Here is a 14,732-nt window from a genome sequence, read left to right on the forward strand (position 1 = left end):
GCACCGGATCTATAACAATTAACCAACGGGTACCGCCCCATGTCTGCTCAAACACCCGATTCAGCCGCCCGAAGCTACTTCGGCAGTTTCAGCAAAAGCGCCGAAAGCGAGTTCATGCCGGAAACCGCCGGCGCGACGCTGCAGGACTCGCCGCGCCGGTCGCGCGTCACCGTGTGGCTGGCCGCAGGGCTGATTATCAGCGGGCTGGTCTGGGCCAAACTGGCGGTGTTGCAGGAGGTCACCACCGGCGAAGGCAAGGCGATTCCGTCGAGCAAGATCCAGGTGATCCAGAACCTCGAAGGCGGCATCGTCACCGAGATTTTCGTGCGCGAAGGCCAGATGGTGAACAAGGGCGACACCCTCCTGCGCCTGGACGACACGCGGTTCCTGTCGAACAAGGGCGAGAGCGAGGCGGATCGTTATGCGTTGATGGCCCAGGTCGAACGCTTGTCGGCAGAGGCCGAAGGACGGCCCTTGCAGTTGTCCAGCGAAGTGACCGGCAAGGCGCCGCAGGTGGCCGAGGACGAGCGCGCCCTCTATGAACAACGCCAGCGACGCCTGGCCAGCGAGCAGCGGACGCTGACCGAACAGCTGCGGCAGAAAACCCAGGAACTCGCAGAGTTTCGCTCCAAGCAAGGCCAGTTCAGCTCGGCGCTGGCCTTGCTGCAAGAAGAAATGAACATGTCGGCGCCGCTGGTGCGCACCGGGGCGGTTTCACCCGTCGAAATCCTGCGGCTCAAGCGCAGCGCGGTGGAAATCCGCGGCTCGCTCAACGCCACCACACTGGCGATCCCTCGGGCCGAATCGGCGATCAACGAGATCAAGAGCAAGATCGACGAATCGGAACAGACCTTCCGCTCAGATGCCGCGAAAGACCTCAACGAGAAACGCACCGAGCTGTCAAAAATCACCGCCACGAGCATCGCCATCGACGACCGCGTGACCCGCACCACCGTGGTCTCGCCGGTGCACGGGGTGATCAAGCAATTGAAGGTCAACACCATTGGCGGCGTGGTCCAGCCCGGCAGCGACATGATCGAGATCGTGCCCCTGGAGGACAACCTGCTGATCGAAGCCAAGGTCCGACCGCAAGACGTGGCCTTCCTGCACCCGGGCCAGAAAGCCATGGTCAAGTTCAGTGCCTACGACTACACGATCTACGGCGGACTCAGCGCCAAGCTCGAACTGATCGGCGCCGACACCATCACCGATGACAAGGGCAACAGTTTCTATCTGATCCAGGTGCGCACCGACAGGAACCATTTGGGTGGGGATGCGAAACCGTTGCTGATCATCCCGGGCATGGTGGCGACGGTGGATATCATCACCGGGGAGAAAAGTGTCTTGGATTACCTGCTCAAGCCCGTGTTGAAAGCACGGACCGAGGCGATGCGCGAGCGGTAGGCTTTGGCTGGGATCTTCGGTGTCTGGGCTGTCGCCATCGCGAGCAAGCTCGCTCCCACATTGGATTTGTGGTGACCACTAACCCTGAGTGCACTGGAGATCAACTGTGGAAGCGAGCTTGCTCGCGATGAGGCCGGCAACCACACCACCTATTTTCCAGCATGATTACGCCGGAACGTCTCCTCCCCCATCGCCGCAATCTGCCCCTCGATCAACGCCTCGAACGGCCTCAGCAACGGCTCGAAGCTCACCGGCGCCTCCAGGACCTGCAACGCCTGGACAATCGCCTCCACCGTCGACAGCGCCCCCGGCCCTGGCGCCTTGCGCAAGCGGTAGCGGGACACGCCACCGTCGGCCAACGTTACCCTCGGCAGTGCCGCCAGCAGCGGATTGAGGTGCAGGATCTTGCGCGCCTTGCGCCAGGTGCCATCGGGCACGACCAACAGCAGCGGCTCATCGGACGCGCCATAGGTCTGGATTGGCTGTGCATCGTCAGCGGGAAACAACAACCGCGCCCGGTAACCCGGTTGGTTGAGCAGCCGGGGCAAGTCCTCGAACACTTCACCCACGATCAACTCGGCATTGTTGAGCCCCAACGCCGCCAGTCGGGCAGTATTCAAGGCATGGTTCACTTCGCTGGGATGCTGCAACAGCAGAACGCGAGTACGACTGTCGAGGCAGGGGATCAACGGGCACAGGCAATGGCTTTGCGGTCGTTGGCAGCGCGGGCATTGGATTCTGGACATGGTCACGCCTGGTTCAGTTGAGCTTTGAGCAGATCACGGAAGGTCTGGATCAGCGGCTCGCGGCTGCGGCCACGGCGCACGATCATCGAGAACGGCGCCTGATAACCAAACGTCGCCGGCAACAGCACCCGCAAATCGCCCTTGTCGACCCAGGCCTGGGCGTAATGCTCGGGCAGGTAACCAATGTAGGCGCCCGACAGTACCAGGATCAACTGCGCCTCCATGCTCTCCACCGTCGCCGCACTGTGCTTGAAGCCATGACGGGCCAATTCGGCCTGGCTCCAGTAACCGCGCCCGACCATGCGCTGCTGGGTGATGACTTGTTCGGGGATGCGCCGTTCGGTGAACAGGGGATGGCGGTTGCTGCAATACAACCAGTGCTGCTCGCGATACAGCGGCATGTAGACCAGCCCGCTCATGCGCGTGGAAAACGCGCCGATGGCCAGGTCCAGGCGGTTGTCCTGGACGCCGAGTTGCAGTTCATAGGGGCTCAGGACCGACAGGTGTAGATGCACCGCCGGATGTTCCTGGCTGTAGGCACCGATGGCTTCGGCGAAGGGCAAGGCCTTGTCGCTGACGGTGGAGTCGATCACCCCCAGGTTCAACGTACCGCGCAACTCGCCCTTGAGGGCGGCGGCGTACTGCTCGAAGCCTTCGAGCTCGCCAAGCAGGCGCAAGGTTTCCTGATGGAACAACTCGCCTTTGCTGGTCAGGCTGAACCCACCCCGGCCGCGATGGCAGAGCACCAGCCCCAGGGCCGATTCGAGCTGGCTCATGTAGGTGCTGATGGCCGACGTGGAAAGGTTGAGCTCGTGCTGGGCGTTGGCGAACCCCTGGTGCCGGACCACGCTGACAAAAATGCGCAGCAGTTTCAGGTCGGGTAGAGGGTTGGCCATTGGGGGGTCTCCAAAATACTCAGGGCTTGGTAGCGCTCTTGTGGCGAGGGGATTTATCCCCGCTGGGCTGCGAAGCAGCCCCAAGAAAGTCAACTCAATCTGCCTGATACACCGGGATATCAGGGTTTAGGGCCGCTTCGCGCCCCAGCGGGGATAAATCCCCTCGCCACAGGGGGCTGTTTGCCCCAGGACTGCACAGACGCGGAGTCTATCGCCCCGCCCGCCATTAGTTTAGAAAAATCTGAACTAAGTATTTGCCGCCAGCGATTCTTCACGGCAACGGCTTTTCGCAGAATCGGCCCCTGATAAATAAAACAACGATGAGGCCCTACCCGTGGACAAGATTCTTCACCAACCACTGGGCGGCAACGAAATGCCGCGCTTCGGCGGCATCGCCACCATGATGCGACTCCCCCATTTGCAAACCGCCGCCGGCCTCGACGCGGCCTTCGTCGGCGTGCCGCTGGACATCGGCACCTCCCTGCGCGCCGGCACCCGTTTCGGCCCGCGTGAGATCCGCGCCGAATCCGTGATGATCCGCCCCTACAACATGGCCACCGGTGCCGCGCCGTTCGACTCGCTGTCGGTGGCGGACATCGGTGACGTGGCGATCAACACCTTCAACCTGCTGGACGCGGTACGGATCATCGAAGAGTCGTATCACAAGATCCTCGAACACAATGTCATCCCGCTGACCCTGGGCGGTGACCACACCATCACCCTGCCGATCCTACGGGCGATCCACAAGAAACACGGCAAGGTCGGCCTCGTGCACATCGACGCCCATGCCGATGTCAACGACCACATGTTCGGCGAGAAAATCGCCCACGGCACCACCTTCCGCCGCGCCGTGGAAGAAGGCCTGCTCGATTGCGACCGGGTGGTGCAGATCGGTCTGCGGGCCCAGGGCTATACCGCTGATGATTTCAATTGGAGCCGCAACCAGGGCTTCCGCGTGGTCCAGGCCGAAGAGTGCTGGCACAAATCCCTGGCGCCGTTGATGGCTGAAGTGCGCGAGAAAGTCGGCGGCGGCCCGGTGTACCTGAGCTTCGACATCGACGGCATCGACCCGGCCTGGGCGCCAGGCACCGGCACCCCGGAAATCGGTGGATTGACCACTATCCAGGCAATTGAAATCGTCCGTGGCTGCCAGGGCCTCGACCTGGTCGGTTGCGATCTGGTAGAAGTTTCGCCGCCCTACGACACCACCGGAAACACCTCGCTGCTGGGCGCCAATCTGCTGTACGAGATGCTCTGCGTGCTGCCCGGCGTGGTTCATCGCTGAGGCCCGGCCATGAACGATCGAGACCAAGTCCTCGAGGCCGCCGCAAAATTGGTGTCGGCCTTCGCCCGCAACGACCGCGACGCCTATTTCGGCGCGTTCACGGCCGATGCGAGCTTCGTGTTCTACACCCTCGAACAGCCCCTGCTGTCGCGCGACGCCTACCAGGCGTTGTGGGATCGCTGGCGGTCCGAGGATGGCTTCGAGGTGTTGAGCTGCACCTCGAGCAACGCCTTCGTCAGCCTGCTAGGGGACGTGGCGATTTTCATCCATGACGTGGCCACTGAGCTGCGCATGCAAGGGGAGCTTCACTTTAGCCAGGAGCGCGAAACCATTGTGTTTCGCCAAGAACAACAAGGCCTATGGCTGGCCTGTCATGAACATTTGTCCGCAATGCCGGAAGGGCTGCCACCCCCTTAGCCAAGCAGGCGACGTTCACGCACGATGAACGCGCCTCGATGATCGGAGCAGATCATGCATAACAATAACGATAAAAGCCTTACGCAGATTGAAACCAACGGGGTCGAGCAGATCCCGGACCATGAACGAACCGCCGGCCCGGGCGATCTGTTTCGACTGATCTTCGGCGGCGCCAACACCTTTGCCACCGCCGTGCTCGGCAGTTTCCCGGTGCTGTTCGGCCTATCCTTCCAGGCCGGGGTCTGGGCGATCGTCCTGGGCGTGTTGGTCGGTTCGATCATCCTCGCGCCGATGGGCCTGTTCGGTCCGCTCAACGGCACCAACAACGCGGTGTCTTCCGGTGCGCATTTCGGTGTGCACGGGCGCATCGTCGGTTCATTCCTGTCGCTGCTGACCGCCATCGCGTTCTTCTCGCTGTCGGTATGGAGCTCGGGCGATGCGCTGATCGGCGGCGCCAAGCGGCTGGTCGGCGTGCCGGAAACCGACCTGAGCCTGGGCCTGGCCTACGGTCTGTTCGCCCTGTTGGTGTTGACGGTGTGCATCTACGGCTTTCGCTTCATGCTGTGGGTCAACCGCATCGCCGTGTGGGCCGCCAGCCTGTTGTTCCTGCTGGGCATCTTCGCCTTTGCACCGAGCTTCGACAGCCAGTTTGCCGGCACGGTCGCCCTCGGCCAACCGGGCTTCTACGCCGCCTTCATCGGCGCGGCGCTGGTCGCAATGAGCAACCCGATTTCCTTCGGGGCCTTCCTGGGTGACTGGTCGCGCTACATCCCGCGAAACACGCCCAAGCCGCACATCATGCTGGCGGTGATCGCCGCGCAGTTGGCGACGCTGATCCCGTTCCTGTTCGGCCTCTCCACTGCCACCATCGTGGCGATCAAGGCGCCGGACTACATCGCGGCCAACAACTACGTGGGCGGGCTGCTGGCGGTGTCGCCGGGCTGGTTCTTCCTGCCGGTGTGCCTGATCGCGGTGATTGGCGGCATGTCCACCGGCACCACGTCGCTGTATGGCACCGGGCTGGACATGTCCAGCGTGTTCCCACGGCTGCTGTCGCGGGTCAAGGCGACGCTGCTGATCGGCGTGCTGTCGATTGCCTTCATCTTCATCGGTCGCTTCGCGGCGAACCTGGTGCAAAGCGTGTCGACCTTCGCCGTGCTGATCATCACCTGCACCACGCCGTGGATGGTGATCATGATCATCGGCCTGCTGGTGCGCCGTGGCTTCTACTGCCCGGATGACCTGCAGGTGTTCACCCGCGGCGAAACCGGCGGGCGCTACTGGTTCAGCCATGGCTGGAACTGGCGCGGATTGGGAGCATGGATCCCCAGCGCACTGGTGGGGCTGTGCTTCGTCAACCTGCCGGGGCAATTCGTCGGGCCGATGGGTGAACTGGCCGGAGGGATCGACATCAGCCTGCCGGTGACCCTCGGGCTGGCGTCGGCGGTGTACCTGGCGTTGCTGGGGCTGTTTCCGGAACCGGCGGCGGTTTATGGACCGCAAGATCCGCGGAGCAATGATGCTGTCTCGCCGAGCACTGGACCTGTGGCGAGGGGATTTATCCCCGCTGGAGCGCGCAGCGGTCCCAAACCCTGACATCTCGGTGTGCCTGATAGATTGAGTTGGCTGTTTTGGGGCTGCTTCGCAGCCCAGCGGGGCGGTGCGACGTTTCGCTAAATCCCCTCGCCACAACTCCATCTGTCCATGGCGCCATCTCGACTTCCTATAAAAAAGACAAATCGGAGACACGCCATCATGGCCTTGGATTTAATCGTCGTTCTCATCTACGCCACCGGCATGATCGCCCTCGGCTGGTACGGCATGCGCCGCGCCAAGACCCGTGACGACTACCTCGTCGCCGGGCGCAACCTCGGCCCGGGCTTCTACCTGGGCACCATGGCCGCCACCGTGCTCGGCGGCGCATCGACCATCGGCACCGTGCGCCTGGGCTATGTCCATGGCATTTCCGGGTTCTGGTTGTGCGGCGCCATCGGCCTGGGCATCGTCGGGCTGAGCCTGTTCCTCGCCAAGCCGTTGCTCAAGCTCAAGATCTACACCGTGACCCAGGTGCTGGAGCGCCGCTACAACCCGGCCGCGCGCCATGCCAGCGCACTGATCATGCTGGTCTACGCGCTGATGATCGGCGCCACGTCGACCATCGCCATCGGCACGGTCATGCAAGTGCTGTTCGGCCTGCCCTTCTGGGTTTCGATCCTGGTGGGCGGCGGCGTAGTGGTGTTGTATTCCACCATCGGCGGCATGTGGTCGCTGACCCTGACCGACATCGTGCAGTTCCTGATCATGACCATCGGCCTGGTGTTCTTGCTGATGCCGATGTCCATCAGTGACGCCGGTGGCTGGGACGCGATGGTGGCGGCCTTGCCGGCGCGCTATTTCGATTTCACCGCGATTGGCTGGGACACCATCGTCACGTACTTCCTGATCTACTTTTTCGGCATCTTCATCGGCCAGGACATCTGGCAGCGGGTATTCACCGCCCGCAGCGAAGGCGTGGCCAAAGTCGCCGGCACCGCCGCCGGCCTGTACTGCGTGCTCTACGGCCTGGCCGGTGCGCTGATCGGCATGGCGGCCAAGGTGTTGCTGCCGGACCTGGAAAACGTCAACAACGCCTTCGCCAGCGTGGTGCAACACAGCTTGCCCAACGGGATCCGCGGCCTCGTCATCGCCGCTGCCCTCGCGGCGCTGATGTCCACCGCGGCGGCGGGACTGCTGGCGGCCTCCACCACCGTCGTCCAGGATCTCCTGCCGCGTCTGCGCCAAGGTCGTGAAAGCGGTAACGGCGACGTCCATGAAAACCGCATCGCGACCTTGCTGTTGGGCGGGGTTGTCCTGGCGATCGCCCTGGTGGTCAGCGATGTGATCAGCGCCCTGACGCTGGCGTACAACCTGCTGGTGGGCGGCATGCTGATCCCGCTGATCGGTGCCATCTACTGGAAACGCGCGACCACCGCAGGCGCGATCAGCAGCATGTCGCTGGGCTTCGTGACGGCGTTGTTCTTCATGTTCAAGGATGGTTTGGATGCGAACACGCCGATCTATTACAGCCTGAGCGTGGCGTTGGTGAGTTTCGTGCTGGTGAGTTTGCTGTCGCCAAGGTCGAATGTGGTGGCCAAGGCGGCTTGATCGAAACTGAATCGAGCCGAACACACTTGTGGCGAGGGGATTCATCCCCGCAGGGCTGCGAAGCTGCCCTGTTTAAGCCTTTCCTATCTTTCAGAAAATACTCTTGACCCTGTTTGCGACTGCTGCGCAGTCGAGCGGGGATAAATCCCCTCGCCACAGGTGTTCGCGCCGCCAATAAAAAGATCGCAGTTCCGGGCCATCTCGATTGAAATGGTCCGGAACTGCGATCTCTCCAAATTCCTGGTGGGTTTACCGGCGGCGCGGCTGGCGGCGACGTTGCTCGTCGTCAGTGCGGATCGGTATCGGCTGCATGGGCGGCTCGATCAGGCCAAGCGCGACACCCAGGTCATGAAGCCAGTTCTGGATTTTCTCTTTCATCGTGGTGCCCCCTCAGGTGGTGCGAGCGGCAGATTTCTGTGGCCCCTTCGCACTGATAATAGTCCGAAGTCCTGTTCAATGCTCGTTACAGATTGCAATGATCTGTTACTGAATTGATCCAAATCCCAGGTGGTGAGTTCAAGCCGATTGCGCCGGGATCATTGGCGCACGCGGCCAGGCTTGTTGTTGCAATTCAATCCAGGCGTTCAGGTTGGCGCCGACCATGCCTTTGCGCCACATCAACCACGTCGTCGCACTGGCAAACGGCTCGGCCAGCGGATGCACCATGACACGTTCGCGCCCCGGCAGGCTGGCGAGCATCGACTCGGACATCAGCGCCACCCCGGAGCCGGCAATCACACAGGCCAGCATTCCCTGGTATGACTCGATCTCCATCGCCCGGCCCATGGTTGCATGGTCGTGGGCGAACCAGGCTTCCAGGCGCATCCGATAGGAACAGCCACGCCGGAAAGTGAACACCGCACGGCCCTGCACATCCAGCGCACTGCGCACCGGCAGATGATCGGTCTCAGTGATCAACACCAACCGCTCGTCGCACAACGGCACGCCATCCAACCCCGCCAGCTCCAGCGGGCCGTCCACCAGCGCCGCATCGAGGCGATTGGTGAGCAGGCCTTCAAGCAACTCCCCACTCGGTCCCGATTGCACTTGCAGGTTCACCGCCGGATAAGCCCGGTGATAAGCCGCCAGCAGGTCCGGCAAATGCGTCGCCGCCGTGCTGTACATCGTGCCCAGGACAAAATCCCCGGCCGGCTGGCCGCCCTGCACCGCCGCGTGGGCTTCGTCATGCAAGGCGAACAGCTTGGTCGCATAGTCCAACAGGACTTTTCCCGCAGGCGACAACTGCAATCGCTGACGCTCCCTTAGGAAAAGATCCACGCCCAACTGCTCTTCCAGCTGCTTGAGCCGGGTCGACAGGTTCGACGGCACCCGGTGCAGACGCTCGGCGGCCCGAGTGATGGAACCCTCTTCGGCCACCGCTTGGAAAATACGTAACTGGCTGAACTCCACAACCTTCTCCAAAAACGAACAAGTTGCTCACTATTATTCATTTTTAATGAAAGTCAATCGGTCCTAGCCTGACGGTCAATCACCTCGACGCCGGAGATCGACCATGTCGCCCTTGATTCGCCTGCTCGCCAGCTTCATTGCCCTGATGATGGCCATGGGCATTGGCCGCTTCGCCCTCACACCGCAGTTACCTCATTTGATCGGCGAAGGTCAGGTGGACTTGACCGCCGCCGGTCTGATCGCCGCTGCCAACTACCTCGGTTATCTGCTCGGCGCGCTCGACGCCATGTTCGCCCGCCGTCCGGAACAGGTGCAGCGACGGTTGCTCGGCGGCCTGTGGTTGTGCGTGCTGTTAACCCTGGCGTCGTTCTGGGCCTGGGGCTTCTGGCCGCACCTGGCGTTGCGCTTCGGCACGGGCGTGGCGAGCGCCTGGGTGATGGTGATGATTACTGCCCTGAGCCAACCCTTGGCTGCGGCGACGGGGCGACCACGGCTGGGCGCACTGGTATTCGCCGGACCTGGCTTGGGAATTTTTCTGACAGGCTTGTTGGCCCTTGGCTCGAACCTGTTGGGCCATACATCCGACATCTTGTGGCTGGTATACGCCGGGGCGGCGCTGTTGATGTTGCTGGTGATCCTGCCGGCCCTGCCGAAACCCGTGCCTACGGCCACTGTTGCAGCGCCAACCACCGTGGCCAACCACCGCGGCATCGCCCGGCTCTGCGTGGTTTATGCCTTGTATGGCGTTGGCTATATCATTCCGGCGACCTTCCTGTCGCAGATGGCTTCCGCACAGTTCCACGGGCAATGGCAGGCAGACCTGTTCTGGCCTTGCTTCGGCCTGGCCGCAGCCATCGGCGTGCTGTTGGTGAGCCTGCGCCGGCCCAACCCGAACACCACCAGCCGCTGGTTGATGGCGACCTTGTGGCTGCAAGCTGCTGGCGTCTTTGCCTGCCTGCTGGGCAGCGGCGCGGGATTGGCGCTGGGCGTGATCCTGTGTGGCACGCCATTCCTGGCTTGCATGCAATTGATGGTGTTGCGTTCCCGAGAACTGGCGCCCCATGCCATCCAGCGCAACATCGGTCTGCTGACCGCGTGTTTCGCCATCGGCCAGCTCAGCGGACCGTTGCTGGCGGCGCTGAGCAGCCATTTCAGCGGCGGCTTGCAACCCGCACTGATCATCGCAGGCAGTGGCCTGGTGCTGGCGGGCGGCCTGTTGCTGCGGCCCGCCAACCGAAGCGCGGTCGAACGCTGCGCCCAGACCGTCCTGCGGTGATCAGGCCTGGCCGGCCGGGTTCAGCGATGTGTTCAGCTGTGGGAAAGGTTCGCGTCGCGCCAAGGCGAAATACAACACACCGCCAAGGAAGCAGCCGGTGAACCAGGCAAAGTTGGCCATCGGTTGGAGAAACGGCGTGAACGTGATTGCCACGCCCATCAGCGTCGCCGGGATCAACGCCTTCACCGCTGTCCAGTTGATCCCCCCGTTGTAGTAATAACGTCCAGTCGGGCCGTCGTTGAACAGCGCATCGACGTCGATCTGCTGCTTCTTGATCAGGTAGTAATCCACCAGCAGGATGCCAAACAACGGGCCGATAAACGCCGCCAGCACGTCCAGGGTGTAGTGGATCACTTCAGGGTTGTTGAACAGATTCCACGGCGTGATGAAAATCGAGGCCACCGCCGCAATCATCCCGCCGGCGCGCCAACTGATCTTGCTCGGCGCGACGTTGGCAAAGTCGAAGGCCGGGGACACGAAGTTCGCGACGATGTTGATGCCGATGGTCGCGGTGACGAAGGCAAAGGCGCCCAGCAGGACGGCGACGTTGTTGTCGATGCGCGCCACGGTGGCGATCGGGTCGTGGAGCATTTCTCCAAACACCGGCAACGTGCCGGAAACAATCACCACGGTCACCAGGGAGAACGCCAGGAAATTCACCGGCAGGCCCCAGAAATTTCCACGACGTACGTCGGACATGCTCCGGCAGTACCGACTGAAATCGCCGAAATTCAAGGTCGGACCCGAAAAGTAGGACACCACCAGGGCCGTCGCCACGATCACTTGGCCGAATGCCTGCCAACCGGATAGGGACTTTTCCGCCAGGGTAAAACTGATGTTGCTCCAACCAGCCTTCCAGACAATCCAACCGGCCAACAGGAACATCACGGCGTACACCACCGGCCCTGCCCAGTCGATGAAGCGACGGATCGACTCCATGCCTGTCCAGAACACCAATGCCTGGACGAACCACAGGCTGAGGAAACCGAACCAGCCCAGGTAGGACAAGCCGGCAAAATGAGGTGTCGCGTAGGCTTCCATCGAAGGAAAAAACCGCAGGACTACGATGATCAGCGCACTTGACGCCAGGTACGTCTGGATCCCATACCAGGCCACCGCGATCAGCCCGCGAATCACCGCCGGGATATTCGCCCCGAACACGCCAAATGCCAGCCTGCAAATGACCGGATAAGGCACCGCCGCCTGTTGACTCGGCTTCGCGACCAGATTGGCGATCAATTGCACGATGCAAATCCCGCCGAGCAACGCGATCAGCACCTGCCAACTCGCCAGGCCCAAGGCGAACAGGCTGGCGGCAAACACATAGCCGCCGACGCTGTGCACATCACTCATCCAGAACGCGAAGATGTTGTACCAATTCCATTTCTGCGGCAGCGGGCCGAGGTCTTCGTTATAGAGACGGGGGCTGTAGCCGTTGGGCAATTGCTCGGACATTGCGGGGCTCCTGTTGGGTGCCGCCGTGCCCCCGAGTTTGATTGTCCACCACACTGCGCACGGGAGCCGGCGTGGTTTGTATACGGGCTACTACGCAGAATGCGTGCCATAGGCGCTGGATACGAGACAAACCGCGCTTTTCAGCGCAGGTAAAAACCGAACGAGCACAACAGAACGCCCACGAACGGGGCGCGGGTGCATGGTTAAGGTGCAAGGAGTTTTGTATACAGCGAAAATTTGTGGCGAGGGGATTCATCCCCGCTGGGCTGCGGAGCAGCCCCAAAAATAACCACTCAATCTGGCAGGTACACCGAGGCGTTCGAATCAGGGCTGCTTCGCAGCCCAGCGGGGATAAATCCCCTCGCCACAGGATGACCTAGCCAACGGTGGTTTGCTCGGCCTAACGATCAAGTCAACTCAATACGATCAGCATGAATGACAATCTGCCCGTTCTTGTACAGCGCACCAATGGCCTTCTTGAAGTTGCCCTTGCTCACGCCAAACAGACTGCTGATCAACACCGGGTCGCTCTTGTCGCTGACCGGCAGCGTGCCGTTGTTTTCACGCAACTTGGCGAGGATCTTCGCGTTGAGGCTGGTGGCCGCTTCCTGACCCACCGGCTGCAAACTCAAGCTGATCTTGCCGTCCGGACGGATCTCCTTGATGAAACCCTTTTCCTGTTTGCCGGCGCGCATGAACTTGAAGATTTCGTTCTTGTGGATCAAGCCCCAGTGCTTGTTATTGATGATCGCCTTGAAGCCCATGTCGGTAGCTTCGGCAACCAGCAAATCAACTTCCTGCCCAGCCGTGTAGTTGGCCGGGGTCTTGTCCAGATAACGATCCAACCGCGCGGTGGCGGTGATGCGGCGGGTGTGCTTGTCGAGGTAGACGTGCACCACGCAGTACTCGCCCGCCGTCAGCTGGCGTTTTTCTTCGGAATACGGCAGCAGCAGATCCTTCGGCAGGCCCCAGTCCAGGAACACGCCAATGCTGTTGACTTCAACCACTTTCAGGCTGGCGAATTCCCCAACCTGGACTTTCGGTTTTTCCGTGGTGGCGATCAGTTTGTCGTCGCTGTCCAGATAAATGAAAACATTGAGCCAGTCTTCATCTTCACTGGGAATATCCTTGGGGATATAACGGTTGGGCAGGAGGATTTCACCGTCCGCACCGCCGTCCAGGTATAAACCGAAGTTGGTGTGTTTAACCACTTGCAAACTGTTGTAGCGCCCGACTAAAGCCATTTCCAAATACCCTCATTGCGTGGGCGGCATTCTACCCGGTTTTGCGGTGCGATTCGTGACGTTGAAGGATCTGACCGTGTAGGCCTTGATTTTCAAGGGTTTTCGCCTTGACAAAGCCATTCGTCAGACGGCGAAGGGCTCGAGCCGTGCCGCTTCAGCTTTGAATAAAAGGCACGGTTGTTATTTAAAAACAGTGGCTTAGCGGTAATAAACAGGCATGAATCGGTCAATATTCAGGCCTTGCCGAAAATAATCAAAGGGGATATTTGCCAAGCAATTGTCAAGTATTTCCTGTACGATGCCTGGCCCAATTAATTATCCATAGGTTAATGGCCGTCATGCGCGTAAAAGCATCCAACAGCAAAGCAAAGCCAGCTCCAGCCGTTGAAACCAGCGAGTCGATCAACGACCAGATCGCTGCGTTCCTCAAGTCCGGCGGTGAAATCCAGCAGATTGCCAAAGGTGTCAGCGGCCAGACCTTCGGTCCGTCCAAGCAGATCAGCCTGGGCAAGAAGTAATCCCCCGCGTCACCTGGTCCCAAAGCGCTTTGAATCCCGAAGCGCTTGGGCTGGAACCCCTCTCCTTAAATCCATTCCCGCAGAAATCGACGAACGGCCATCGCTGCCGAACATTCGCCGGTATGCTTGCACCTCTCTAGCTCAAGCGTTCCAGCTTGGTTACGGTTCCCTGCTCCTCGCTATTGATGGAGTGAAGCATGCGCATTCCTGTTGTCCTGCTGACGTTCAGCTTGCTCGCTTGCCCCTTTGCCTATGGGCAGGTATTCCAGCGCGAGCTCGGTGACTTCGACCTCAAGCTCGGCACCACCCCCAGCCGCAGCATGGCCCAAGGCCTGGTCACACCGTCGAGCACCGGCTCGTTCCACGGCGGCCTGGACCTGAGCCACGACAGTGGCTGGTACGTCGGACAATGGTCTCCCAGTGCCGGCTACTCCGCCGACCTTGAAGTCGATTCCTACATGGGCTTCAAACACCCTTTCGACCAGACCCTGGGCTACGAAGTCGGCCTGATCCACTACAGCTACCCCACCGTCGACACCCTCGACAGCCAGGAATTCTACGGCGGCCTGACCATCCTCGGCAGCCGCTTCGGTGCGGCGTTGAGCAACGACCCGGACAAACAGAACAGCACCCTGTTTGCCGACCTCGGTGGCAACGTGCCCTTCGGCATCGGCATCAGCGCCAAATACACCACCCACCAACTCAATAACCCCGTCTCGGTGGAGAATGGTTATGTAGGCAGTTTCAGCGACTGGTCGTTGAAAATCTCCCGACCGTGGCGGGGCATCGACCTGGACCTGATCTACAGCGACTCAAGCCTCAGCGGTAGCAGCTGCTCGGCGTACTCCGGCCACAACAGCGAATGCGATAGCCTGCTGACCCTGAAGATGGCCCATCCTTTTTACTAAGCGTTACTTATTCAATCGGCTGAACTGCC

At 61.0% G+C, this 14,732-nt stretch carries 14 protein-coding genes; 8 read left to right on the top strand and 6 right to left on the bottom strand.

Annotated features, from left to right (window positions below; translation table 11 throughout):
• Positions 1 to 39 precede the first annotated feature (39 nt).
• Positions 40 to 1,404: an HlyD family type I secretion periplasmic adaptor subunit gene (locus tag KSS97_RS21375; RefSeq protein ID WP_198797187.1), complete on the top strand. Its 1,365-nt coding sequence runs from the start codon at positions 40 to 42 to the stop codon at positions 1,402 to 1,404.
• A 149-nt stretch (positions 1,405 to 1,553) separates the two neighbouring features.
• Here the strand turns inward: KSS97_RS21375 and KSS97_RS21380 are convergent, their stop codons facing one another.
• Positions 1,554 to 2,150, bottom strand: a complete 597-nt coding sequence (locus KSS97_RS21380; protein WP_217860086.1) for a tRNA-uridine aminocarboxypropyltransferase — start codon at positions 2,148 to 2,150, stop codon at positions 1,554 to 1,556.
• A 2-nt stretch (positions 2,151 to 2,152) separates the two neighbouring features.
• On the bottom strand, positions 2,153 to 3,046 hold the full coding sequence (locus KSS97_RS21385; RefSeq protein ID WP_217860087.1) for a LysR family transcriptional regulator: 894 nt from the start codon (positions 3,044 to 3,046) through the stop codon (positions 2,153 to 2,155).
• 334 nt (positions 3,047 to 3,380) lie between these two features.
• On the opposite strand from KSS97_RS21385, the gene speB reads away from it, so the two are divergent.
• From speB to KSS97_RS21405, 4 genes are all read left to right on the top strand, one after another.
• Entirely contained in the window at positions 3,381 to 4,331 is a 951-nt protein-coding gene (gene speB / locus KSS97_RS21390; RefSeq protein WP_003184135.1) for an agmatinase, read from the top strand.
• A gap of 9 nt (positions 4,332 to 4,340) precedes the next feature.
• Positions 4,341 to 4,748 carry a YybH family protein gene (locus tag KSS97_RS21395; RefSeq protein ID WP_217860088.1) on the top strand — a complete coding sequence of 136 codons (408 nt, stop codon included), beginning with the start codon at positions 4,341 to 4,343 and terminating at the stop codon, positions 4,746 to 4,748.
• Positions 4,749 to 4,799: 51 nt separating this feature from the next.
• Positions 4,800 to 6,344 (top strand): purine-cytosine permease family protein, encoded by a 1,545-nt coding sequence (locus KSS97_RS21400; protein WP_225936134.1) that lies wholly within the window; start codon positions 4,800 to 4,802, stop codon positions 6,342 to 6,344.
• A 159-nt stretch (positions 6,345 to 6,503) separates the two neighbouring features.
• Complete coding sequence (locus KSS97_RS21405; RefSeq protein WP_217860090.1) at positions 6,504 to 7,892, top strand: sodium:solute symporter family protein; 1,389 nt, start codon at positions 6,504 to 6,506, stop codon at positions 7,890 to 7,892.
• Between the two features lie 249 nt (positions 7,893 to 8,141).
• Here KSS97_RS21405 and KSS97_RS28555 read toward each other — a convergent pair whose 3' ends face one another.
• Together KSS97_RS28555 and ptrR are read right to left on the bottom strand one after the other, a co-directional pair.
• On the bottom strand, positions 8,142 to 8,270 hold the full coding sequence (locus KSS97_RS28555) for a PA1414 family protein (protein ID WP_256222727.1): 129 nt from the start codon (positions 8,268 to 8,270) through the stop codon (positions 8,142 to 8,144).
• Between the two features lie 138 nt (positions 8,271 to 8,408).
• Entirely contained in the window at positions 8,409 to 9,302 is an 894-nt protein-coding gene (ptrR, locus tag KSS97_RS21410) for a putrescine utilization regulator PtrR (protein WP_198797183.1), read from the bottom strand.
• A 103-nt stretch (positions 9,303 to 9,405) separates the two neighbouring features.
• Here ptrR and KSS97_RS21415 point away from each other — a divergent pair, with 103 nt between their 5' ends.
• Positions 9,406 to 10,578 carry an MFS transporter gene (locus KSS97_RS21415; RefSeq protein ID WP_217860091.1) on the top strand — a complete coding sequence of 391 codons (1,173 nt, stop codon included), beginning with the start codon at positions 9,406 to 9,408 and terminating at the stop codon, positions 10,576 to 10,578.
• On the opposite strand, the gene KSS97_RS21420 is transcribed toward KSS97_RS21415, so the two are convergent.
• A complete protein-coding gene (locus tag KSS97_RS21420) occupies positions 10,579 to 12,033 on the bottom strand; it encodes an NCS1 family nucleobase:cation symporter-1 (protein ID WP_217860092.1) in 1,455 nt (484 codons plus the stop codon).
• Positions 12,034 to 12,440: 407 nt separating this feature from the next.
• A complete protein-coding gene (locus KSS97_RS21425; RefSeq protein ID WP_030141147.1) occupies positions 12,441 to 13,277 on the bottom strand; it encodes a CvfB family protein in 837 nt (278 codons plus the stop codon).
• A 329-nt stretch (positions 13,278 to 13,606) separates the two neighbouring features.
• Between KSS97_RS21425 and KSS97_RS21430 the strand changes: the two genes are divergently transcribed.
• Positions 13,607 to 13,795 (top strand): PFL_1563 family small protein, encoded by a 189-nt coding sequence (locus KSS97_RS21430; protein ID WP_018607615.1) that lies wholly within the window; start codon positions 13,607 to 13,609, stop codon positions 13,793 to 13,795.
• Between the two features lie 197 nt (positions 13,796 to 13,992).
• A complete protein-coding gene (locus tag KSS97_RS21435) occupies positions 13,993 to 14,703 on the top strand; it encodes a TorF family putative porin (RefSeq protein ID WP_217860093.1) in 711 nt (236 codons plus the stop codon).
• The last annotated feature ends 29 nt before the right edge of the window (positions 14,704 to 14,732 follow it).

The organism is Pseudomonas alvandae, from assembly GCF_019141525.1.
In the GTDB taxonomy this organism is placed as follows: Bacteria; Pseudomonadota; Gammaproteobacteria; order Pseudomonadales; family Pseudomonadaceae; genus Aquipseudomonas; species Aquipseudomonas alvandae.

Coding starts and splice junctions, on each gene's coding strand:
- KSS97_RS21375 (WP_198797187.1), top strand. CDS start 40: ATGTCTGCTCAAACACCCGATTCAGCCGCCCGAAGCTACTTCGGCAGT.
- KSS97_RS21380 (WP_217860086.1), bottom strand. CDS start 2,150: ATGTCCAGAATCCAATGCCCGCGCTGCCAACGACCGCAAAGCCATTGC.
- KSS97_RS21385 (WP_217860087.1), bottom strand. CDS start 3,046: ATGGCCAACCCTCTACCCGACCTGAAACTGCTGCGCATTTTTGTCAGC.
- KSS97_RS21395 (WP_217860088.1), top strand. CDS start 4,341: ATGAACGATCGAGACCAAGTCCTCGAGGCCGCCGCAAAATTGGTGTCG.
- KSS97_RS21405 (WP_217860090.1), top strand. CDS start 6,504: ATGGCCTTGGATTTAATCGTCGTTCTCATCTACGCCACCGGCATGATC.
- KSS97_RS28555 (WP_256222727.1), bottom strand. CDS start 8,270: ATGAAAGAGAAAATCCAGAACTGGCTTCATGACCTGGGTGTCGCGCTT.
- KSS97_RS21415 (WP_217860091.1), top strand. CDS start 9,406: ATGTCGCCCTTGATTCGCCTGCTCGCCAGCTTCATTGCCCTGATGATG.
- KSS97_RS21420 (WP_217860092.1), bottom strand. CDS start 12,033: ATGTCCGAGCAATTGCCCAACGGCTACAGCCCCCGTCTCTATAACGAA.
- KSS97_RS21425 (WP_030141147.1), bottom strand. CDS start 13,277: ATGGCTTTAGTCGGGCGCTACAACAGTTTGCAAGTGGTTAAACACACC.
- KSS97_RS21430 (WP_018607615.1), top strand. CDS start 13,607: ATGGCCGTCATGCGCGTAAAAGCATCCAACAGCAAAGCAAAGCCAGCT.
- KSS97_RS21435 (WP_217860093.1), top strand. CDS start 13,993: ATGCGCATTCCTGTTGTCCTGCTGACGTTCAGCTTGCTCGCTTGCCCC.